This window comes from uncultured Mycobacterium sp., assembly GCF_964249325.1.
In the GTDB taxonomy this organism is placed as follows: domain Bacteria; phylum Actinomycetota; class Actinomycetes; order Mycobacteriales; family Mycobacteriaceae; genus Mycobacterium.
Genome location: NZ_CAXUCH010000093.1, coordinates 4,655 through 12,377 on the forward strand (window position 1 = coordinate 4,655; position 7,723 = coordinate 12,377).

At 64.3% G+C, this 7,723-nt stretch carries 8 protein-coding genes and 1 pseudogene (2 of these 9 cut by a window edge); 6 read left to right on the plus strand and 3 right to left on the minus strand.

Features of this window, described 5'->3' with window-relative positions; genetic code table 11:
- The 3 genes from ACFE99_RS13365 to ACFE99_RS13375 form a co-directional block, all read left to right on the plus strand.
- A protein-coding gene (locus tag ACFE99_RS13365) for an oxidoreductase (RefSeq protein ID WP_375485999.1) crosses the window boundary here: on the plus strand, positions 1-192 show its 3' end. 312 nt of this gene lie to the left of the window's left edge; the window shows 192 of its 504 coding nt (coding positions 313-504); its start codon lies beyond the left edge, outside the window; it ends in the stop codon at positions 190-192.
- Between the two features lie 18 nt (positions 193-210).
- Positions 211-1,698 carry a molybdopterin-dependent oxidoreductase gene (locus ACFE99_RS13370; RefSeq protein ID WP_375486002.1) on the plus strand — a complete coding sequence of 496 codons (1,488 nt, stop codon included), beginning with the start codon at positions 211-213 and terminating at the stop codon, positions 1,696-1,698.
- A gap of 67 nt (positions 1,699-1,765) precedes the next feature.
- Entirely contained in the window at positions 1,766-2,074 is a 309-nt protein-coding gene (locus tag ACFE99_RS13375) for a hypothetical protein (protein ID WP_375486015.1), read from the plus strand.
- Here the strand turns inward: ACFE99_RS13375 and ACFE99_RS13380 are convergent.
- From ACFE99_RS13380 to ACFE99_RS13390, 3 genes are all read right to left on the minus strand, one after another.
- Positions 2,010-2,396 carry a hypothetical protein gene (locus ACFE99_RS13380; RefSeq protein ID WP_375486004.1) on the minus strand — a complete coding sequence of 129 codons (387 nt, stop codon included), beginning with the start codon at positions 2,394-2,396 and terminating at the stop codon, positions 2,010-2,012. The two genes, ACFE99_RS13375 and ACFE99_RS13380, sit on opposite strands and share 65 nt — an antisense overlap.
- Before the next feature lie 14 nt (positions 2,397-2,410).
- Complete coding sequence (locus ACFE99_RS13385) at positions 2,411-3,466, minus strand: hypothetical protein (RefSeq protein WP_375486017.1); 1,056 nt, start codon at positions 3,464-3,466, stop codon at positions 2,411-2,413.
- A gap of 79 nt (positions 3,467-3,545) precedes the next feature.
- The gene (locus tag ACFE99_RS13390) at positions 3,546-4,853 is read right to left on the minus strand and encodes an Ig-like domain-containing protein (protein ID WP_375486006.1); all 1,308 of its coding nucleotides are present in this window, start codon (positions 4,851-4,853) and stop codon (positions 3,546-3,548) included.
- Between the two features lie 194 nt (positions 4,854-5,047).
- Here ACFE99_RS13390 and ACFE99_RS13395 point away from each other — a divergent pair, with 194 nt between their 5' ends.
- The 3 genes and pseudogenes from ACFE99_RS13395 to ACFE99_RS13405 all read left to right on the plus strand — a co-directional run.
- On the plus strand, positions 5,048-5,602 hold the full coding sequence (locus ACFE99_RS13395; protein WP_375486008.1) for a hemerythrin domain-containing protein: 555 nt from the start codon (positions 5,048-5,050) through the stop codon (positions 5,600-5,602).
- A 41-nt stretch (positions 5,603-5,643) separates the two neighbouring features.
- The gene (locus ACFE99_RS13400) at positions 5,644-6,378 is read left to right on the plus strand and encodes a UdgX family uracil-DNA binding protein (RefSeq protein WP_375486011.1); all 735 of its coding nucleotides are present in this window, start codon (positions 5,644-5,646) and stop codon (positions 6,376-6,378) included.
- A gap of 138 nt (positions 6,379-6,516) precedes the next feature.
- Positions 6,517-7,723: pseudogene (locus ACFE99_RS13405) on the plus strand (thiamine pyrophosphate-requiring protein); it runs 588 nt beyond the window's last position.

Consider the following 7,723-nt stretch of genomic DNA (forward strand, 5'->3'; position numbering starts at 1 on the left):
GTCGTCTTCCTTGGCTTGTATCTGGCCAGTCGGCCCGCCAGCCTGCCGGGGCTGGTAGCGCTGACCGGCCGCTGGGACGTCGCAGCCGGCTCGTTTGCGGGCGCGTTCGCGCTGGGCTTCATCGCGGTCCACATGTCGGTGCTCCTGGGCATCAACGTCGCCTACCCGCAGCGGCAGAACTGGCACGACTAACGGGGGAGGGCACAGAGTATGACGTTCGACTACCCGCTGTGGCTGCGGATCGACCACTGGCTCAATGTGCTCTTCCTGACGTTGCTCTTGCGCAGCGGGATCGAAATTCTGGGCACCCACCCCAAGCTGTATTGGCACGACGACAGCAAGCCCGGCAGCGAGTGGGCGCGCTTCACCACCAAGGAAATGCCGACCGATAAGTTGTACGACACCCTCGACGAGGAAGAGTCCTACAGCTCGATCGTCGCGTTGCCCGGCCACAAAAAACTGGGGATGGGCCGGCACTGGCACTTTTTCGCGGTGATCGGCTGGATTCTGGTGGGGCTGTCCTACTACATCCTGTTGTTCGCCACCGGCCAATGGCACCGGTACTGGCCCTACTCGTGGTCGATCATCGCCGACGCCTCGAACGACATCGTCGCCTATATGACGTTCAACCTGCCGCCGCTGCTGCCCAGCGAACCGCTGGATGCCATCCAGAAGCTGACATACGCCGCTGTCATCTTTCTGCTCGCCCCCTTCCAAATCCTCACCGGCGCTGCGCAGTCGCCGGCAGTCGAGGCACGCTTCCCCTGGTACGTCCAGATGTGGGGTGGACGGCAATGGGCTCGCAGCCTGCATTTCTTCGGGCTGGTCGCGTTCCTGATCTTCATCGTGATCCATCTGTCGATGGTCTTCTTCTGGGGCTGGGGCCAGTTGAATGCCGCGATGATCTTCGGCGCCGTCCGCAACATCAACTGGGCGACGTTCTGGTCCTTCGTGATCATCGGCACAATCGTGGCCGTCCACGTCGCTGCGACGGTCTGGAGCCTGCGAAATCCCGCTCAGGTTCACCGCATCCTGGGTGCCATCAACACGCGGGTCAAGCTGATGTTGTTGCGGCCGTTGGATTCACGGCAGAACTACCCGGTGAGCAAACTGTCCAAAGAACACCGCGTCAACGGCAAACCACCGTGCTCGGCCGAGTACAAGATCATGGCCGTGCACAACTTCGTCGACTGGCGGCTGCGGGTCGGCGGATTGGTGGAAAAGCCGGTGACACTCGATCTGGCCGGATTGCGTGCCCTGGGTGAGCCGCAGACTCAGCGGGTGCTGCACAACTGCGTGCAGGGCTGGACCAGCTACGGACAATGGAGCGGCCTGCACCTGAGCAGCCTGCTGGAGCGCGTCAAGCCGTTGCCTCAGGCACGCTACATCTGCTTTCTGAGCATGCAGGACAACAGCCGCGACGAGCCCAGCTCCGACGGGCTGGGTCAGTTTTACGAGGTGATGGATCTCGAACTGGCCTACAAGCCGCAGACCATCCTGGCCTTCGAGATGAACGGCAAGCTGTTGCCGATCAAGCACGGCGCGCCGTTGCGGTTACGGGTAGAGACGCAAGTCGGTTTCAAAATGGTCAAGTGGATCAACCAGATCGAGTTCGTCGACGACCATCGGGGCATCGGCATGGGTTTCGGCGGCTGGCGGGAAGACAACATCCACTACGACAAGGACGTGGAGATCTGACGTGCGCGCCGGCGACGATGCACAGCGAAGCGATGGGGAGGAGCGGCGCATAGTGGAGGACGATGCGATGGTGCGCCCGGAGCTGGTCAGCCTGAATCTGGCTGAGCGCGAACGCGTTCTCGAGCAAGTCGCCGCCAAAGGCGGGCGCTGCGAAGCCTGTGGGGCAACGGAATTCGATGTCGGTGATGCGCTCTACCTGGGGTTCCTGTTCCTTGACGAGGAAGACGACGCGTACATGGTGGCGCTGAGGTGCCGCAACCCGAACTGCCCCAAGCCACGCACTGGAATCAAACTGCGGGAGAAAGACTTCCTCAGCCGCGATGCAGACGCAGCCCGCGCCGCGAGCTGGACCGTCGAGTTGCCCCGTGGCGCTTAGCCTCGGCCGGTGGCGAATCGGTGAACACCGGGTGAGCCAAGTCGAAGCGGTCGATCAAATCCGATAGTCCGCGCAACTCATCGCACAGCGACTGGAATCGGCGTTCGTCGGCCTCGCTGAGCATGCCCTGCGCGCTGTAGTGCACCAGCCGTCGTAGCCGCCCGGCCAGCGCCGCGCCCCATCTGATGGAAAAGTCGTAGCGCTCGCCGTCAGCCAGTTCGTCTTTTGCACCGAGTTGCTTCAGCGCCTGGATCTGCTCGTTGATCAACTCGAAGTCGTCGTCGACGCCGATCGGCGCGCGGCTCTGCGGTGTCGCGGTCATCGGCCCTACTCTTCTCACAGGTGTGGTTTGGCGACGCTGACCAAGTAGTCGGCGCCGTGCAAGGTGAGGAAAACTCGGTGTGGTCCAAGCGCCATCCCCGACAGCGGCGCCGACTTCGCCTGACCGGCGGGCAAACTCGAGCGGTAATCGACCACGTGGATCACGTGGATGGTGTCGTTCGGGTAGCCGCCGTAGCTGGACGCCTCGAGCGTCACCAGTTGCCGCTCGGTTGCCGCGTAGATGCGGGTGTCGTCAGTGCCAAGGTAGCGGATCGGCGACGACGGCAATTGGGCGCGGCCGACGACTTCCAGTCCTTCGCCGCCCCGCACGGAGTCCACAGAGTTGAGCACGGCGTGCACGTGGTCGGCGACATAGATGCGGGTCACCTTCGCGTTGTTGCCTGCCCACGCGGCGACGTCCATGGCCAGCGCGCCGCGTTCCTCCGGAGGCGACGAAGGTCCTTTGTAGTAGCGGATTCCCGACGGACCGAAGAGGTGGTAGCCGATCTCACGTCCGCGGTTGGAGCCGTCAATTGAGTCCGCGCGATCTCCGGTAACCTTCGCAGTCGGCAACTTTCGGTAGCCATGCTGATCCACCGGTGTCACCGACGACCCGTCGGCCGACAACGCCAGCAGGATCCGCATGCCGGCGTCTTCAGCCAGATAGGTGGGAGCAGGGCCAGCGTGGAACACGTCGACCTGGCGCAGGGTCCCGAGGTCGACGACCGCCACCTTGTTCCGGCTCGGCTGCGGCACGAACACGTGCCGGTCGTCCATCTGACTGATTTGGAGGTTGCGCCCTACCGGCATTGGCTGCGTCAGCCGCGTCTTGGCGTGTTCCGGGCGCAGGGGATCGCTGATCTCGGCAAGGCGACCATCGTCGGTCAGCCCGATCAGCGATTGGGTGCCATACGACCACACCGGGTCGTGCAGCGTGGCGCCGACCGACCGGACCGTCATTTCGGGCGTGCTTTCCGGTTGCTGGGGGCTCGAGCAGCCTGCGACCGCAATGGCCCCGGCGGCCGCCGCTGTACACCAGCGCCACCCCAGCGACCCGCGACGGGCCACGATGCTCTCCTCTCGCGGTTGCTTCTACCCGTCGGTGCTGTACCCGGGCCTGTACCCGGTTACACCTGGTTGGGGCGGTGGTTCAGTGCAGGGCGCTGCCTTTGCGCCACTGATCCCACGGCACGGTCCAGTCGCCGTTCTGATCCAGCCCCAGCGGGGGGCCGCCGGTGTTGCGGACCTCGAAGACATCGCCCGGCTGCGAGAAATCGAAGAACCATCGCGCGTTCTCTCCGTTGATATTCAGGCAGCCGTGCGAGGTGTCGGTATTGCCCTGCGCCCACACGGTGCTGTCGAGCTCATGTACGTAGATGCCGTCGACGCTGATCCGCACGGCGTAGTTGATGATTTCGCGGTATCCCAGCCGTGAGTTCTTCGGCAGACCGTACGTCGAGGAATCCATCACCACCGGATTGCCCTTGTCGAGTACGGTGTAGACGCCCGGCGGCGTCCAAAACGACATGGTCCGGCCGGCGATCTCCTGGGTGCCGCCCATCCCCATCGACGTGGGCATCGTCCGCACGAGTTTTCCGTTGTCGAAAACACTGATCTGCTTGGTTGTGTCATCGGCGATTGATACGTGCGAGTCGCCGATCTTGAATGAGACGTGGGTGTCTTCTTGCCCGAATATCCCGTTTCCCACCGGAATCCCGTAGATGCGTGCGTCCACGGTGACCGTCGTACCGGGCGCATAGTAGCGCTCGGGACGCCAATGCGCGTTCTGGCCGTCGACCCAGTACCACGACCCCTGCACCGGTGGGGAAGTGGTCACCGACAGTGCGCGTTCGGCGGCGGCGCGGTCGGCGATCTCTTCGTCGAAGTGCGCGACGATGACCTGCCCTACCCCGTAAATGCCGCCGTCTTGCAGGGGTTGCTCAGAGGTGTTGGTGAACGTGACCTTGGTCTGGTTGGGCGGGGTCAAGGTAGAGAAGGTGGAAACCTGTTTTGCCGGGACGCCGCTGGGTCCGCGGCTGGTGATGGTGAGGGTGTAAGTGCGGCCATAACCGAGCGGCACGACTGGCTTCCAGTAGGTGTCGTCAGGGGTCATGACGCCCTGTATTGGCTTACCGTTGTCGTTGACCATCCGCACATCGGTCAGCGTGCCGGTATCGGCGACCACCGATACGGTGGCAACCGGGTCGACGTCGTGTGCGCCCGGTCCTGGAGTAATCCTCACCGCCGCAGGCGCGCTCTCGGTCGCCGCAGGCAACAGCTTTCGGTCGTGCGCGCACGTCCCGCGGCATGGCGTCAGCAGTCCGCCGTCGGCGGCGCCAAAGGCCGCCAAGACGACCAGCGCCGCCACCACGCCGTAGAGGGCCAAGCGCCGCGGCCGCAGCCATCCCTGCCCCCCACGCTCGGTTGCGGCACTGGGGTGAAACGACGATCGTGCCATCAGCCCACCCGTTTAAGTTGTTGCATCAGGCGATTCATATACCCGCGCAGGGCCTTTTGATAAACCGATTCCCCTGCCACGCCCGCTCGGGGCCGACTGTCTGCTGCGTTTCGTGATCCGTAGCGCCGGGTAGTCGCCAAGAGTGCGCGCCAACAGCCCGCGCGCGTGCCATCAGGACTGTTCAGGAGGACATAATGGCGAGTGTTAAGTCATCGACTGATGTGACGGAGTTCCTCGTCGGCCAGCATGAGCGGATCAAGTCTCTGTTCGCCGAGACGTTGGACGCCAGCGGCAAGGAGCGCGAGAAGTCGTTCATCGAACTACGGCGGTTGCTTGCGGTGCACGAAACCGCGGAGGAGGAGGTTGTCCACCCGCGGGCCAAGCGGAAGATCGCCGACGGCGACAAGGTGGTGAGTGCACGGCTGAAGGAGGAAAACGAAGCCAAGAAGGTGCTCACCGAGTTGGAGAAGCTCGACGTCGATTCCGATGAGTTCACCGACCAACTGACCAAGCTTCGCGATGCCGTCGTCGACCACGCCGAGCATGAGGAGCACGAGGAGTTCTCCAAGCTCGAAGAGGAGCTGGACCAAGACGAGCTCAAGCGGATGGGCCGCGCCGCCGAACTTGCCGAAGCGATCGCGCCTACGCGCCCGCACGCGGGAGTGGAGTCCCAGGCCGCCAACATGTTGGCTGGCCCCTTCGCGGCGATGATGGATCGCGCCCGCGACGCCATCATCGGGAAGGGCTGAGCGCAATCGTGCCCGAGCTCACCGCGGCGTGAGGATCCGTCATGGCTACAGCGCAGAAAACCAGCGCGGCGAGCTACTTACCCGAGGACCGCGACCTCGAATCACTCGGGGCCGCTGCGGGCGTGTGCCGGGGCTGCTCGCTGTACGAGAACGCCTCGCAAACGGTCTTCGGTCACGGCGACTCGCGCGCGCCCATCATGCTGGTGGGTGAGCAGCCGGGGGATCGCGAGGACATCGAAGGTCTGCCTTTCGTGGGCCCCGCGGGCCGGCTGCTCGCCCGCGCGCTCGACGAGGCGGACATCGATCCGAAACTGACGTACCAAACCAACGCTGTCAAGCACTTCAAGTTCACCCGCAAGAACGGCAAACGCCGCATACACCAGAAACCCAGCCGCACAGAAGTAGTGGCATGCCGACCCTGGCTCATCGCCGAAATCGAGGCGGTCCGACCGCAAGTGATCGTGTGCCTGGGTGCAACAGCGGCGCAATCTCTTCTGGGCGCCGCCTTCCGGATCTCCGCCCATCGCGGCGAGGTGGTGCACCTTCCGACCGAGGCAGACATAAACGTCACGCCGGAACCACAGGTGCTGGCGACCGTTCACCCGTCCGCGGTGCTTCGGGATCGCAGGGAGCGTCGCGACGAGGCTTACGGGTTGTTCGTCGACGACCTTCGCAGCGCGCGCCGCTATGGCCCGACACAGCCACGCATAGCGGCTGCTGGCGACCAAAACCTCGGCTGTTTGACCCATATACCAGCGGGTACACCCAGGTTGTGACCATCGGCATCGTCACCGCCGCCATGGCACACCCACCGCCGCACGTCCCCAAAAGCGGCCGGTGGTGGCGCGCCGGTGGTCCACCTCTACGCCCCATAAATCCAACGCAACCGTGCGGTACTAATTGACCAAGGACCAATGATGCCCAACACCGCCGACTTCATCCTGGAACGCTTGCGGCAGGGGGGGATTCATCGATCTTCGGCTATCCCGGCGACGGCATCCTGTCGATGGTGGGGGCGATCGACCGGGCCGGGGGCGATCCCGAACTGATTCAGCCGCGGCATGAGGAGATGGCGGCGTTCATGGCCACCGCCCACGCCAAATTCACCGGGCAGATCGGCTGCTGCCTGGCGACCTCGGGTGGGGGCACGATCCACTTACTCAACGGTCTCTACGACGCCAAGCTCGACCACTATCCCGTGGTGGCCATCGTTGGTCAGCAGAAAAGGATGTCGCTGGGCGCGGCCTTCCAGCAGGAGATCGACCCCAATTCGCTGTAAAGGATGTGTCCTCAGATTTCGTCCAAACCTGTATGGCACCGGTGCAAGCCCGCCACCTGGTCGACCGCGCCCGCAAGGTGGCGCTGAACAACCGGACGGTGGCGACGATCATCTTGCCGGAGGACGTGGCCATGGCCGAGGCTGAGCCGTCGCCGCCGCGCATGCACGGCGCGGTGTTCAGCAGCGTGGGCTGGACGAGGCCGACGATGATTCCGCCCGAGTCGGAGCTGAAGAAGGCGGCGGACGTCCTCAACGCCGGCAAGAAGGTGGCGATCCTGGTCGGGCAGGGCGCTGCCGAGGCATCCGACGAGGTGGTCCAGGTGGCCGAGGTGCTCGGCGCCGGGGTGGCGAAGTCGTCACTGGGCCGCGCTGTTCTGCCGGACGCCCTGCCCTACGTCACCGGCCCGATCGGGCTGCTCGGCTCCACCGCTAGCCAGGCCATGATGTCCGGCGCGGACACACTGTTTTTCATCGGCACCAGCTCCCCGAGTGGCTGCCCAAGGAAGGCCAATGCCGCGGCGTGGAGATCAACCGCGACGACCGGATGATCGGCACCCGCTATCCGATGGAGGCCAACCTGGTCGGCGACTCGAAAGAGACGCTGCGACAACTTATTCCGTTACTGCAGCGCAAGGATGACAGCTCGTGGCGGTCGAAGATCGAAAAAGAAGTCGCCGAATGGTGGCGGGTGCTCGACAAGCGGGCACACGACAAGGCCGATCCGCTAAATCCCGAGCTCGTGGTGCACGAGCTGTCCAAGCGGCTGCCCGACAACGCGATCCTGACGACCGACGCCGGTTCGGTCGCCAACTGGTGGGCCCGGCATCTGAAGATGCGCCCCG

Bases quoted from the DNA above. Each gene is read 5' to 3' on its own strand.
- ACFE99_RS13370 (WP_375486002.1), top strand. From the start codon at position 211: ATGACGTTCGACTACCCGCTGTGGCTGCGGATCGACCACTGGCTCAAT.
- ACFE99_RS13375 (WP_375486015.1), top strand. From the start codon at position 1,766: ATGGTGCGCCCGGAGCTGGTCAGCCTGAATCTGGCTGAGCGCGAACGC.
- ACFE99_RS13380 (WP_375486004.1), bottom strand. From the start codon at position 2,396: ATGACCGCGACACCGCAGAGCCGCGCGCCGATCGGCGTCGACGACGAC.
- ACFE99_RS13390 (WP_375486006.1), bottom strand. From the start codon at position 4,853: ATGGCACGATCGTCGTTTCACCCCAGTGCCGCAACCGAGCGTGGGGGG.
- ACFE99_RS13395 (WP_375486008.1), top strand. From the start codon at position 5,048: ATGGCGAGTGTTAAGTCATCGACTGATGTGACGGAGTTCCTCGTCGGC.
- ACFE99_RS13400 (WP_375486011.1), top strand. From the start codon at position 5,644: ATGGCTACAGCGCAGAAAACCAGCGCGGCGAGCTACTTACCCGAGGAC.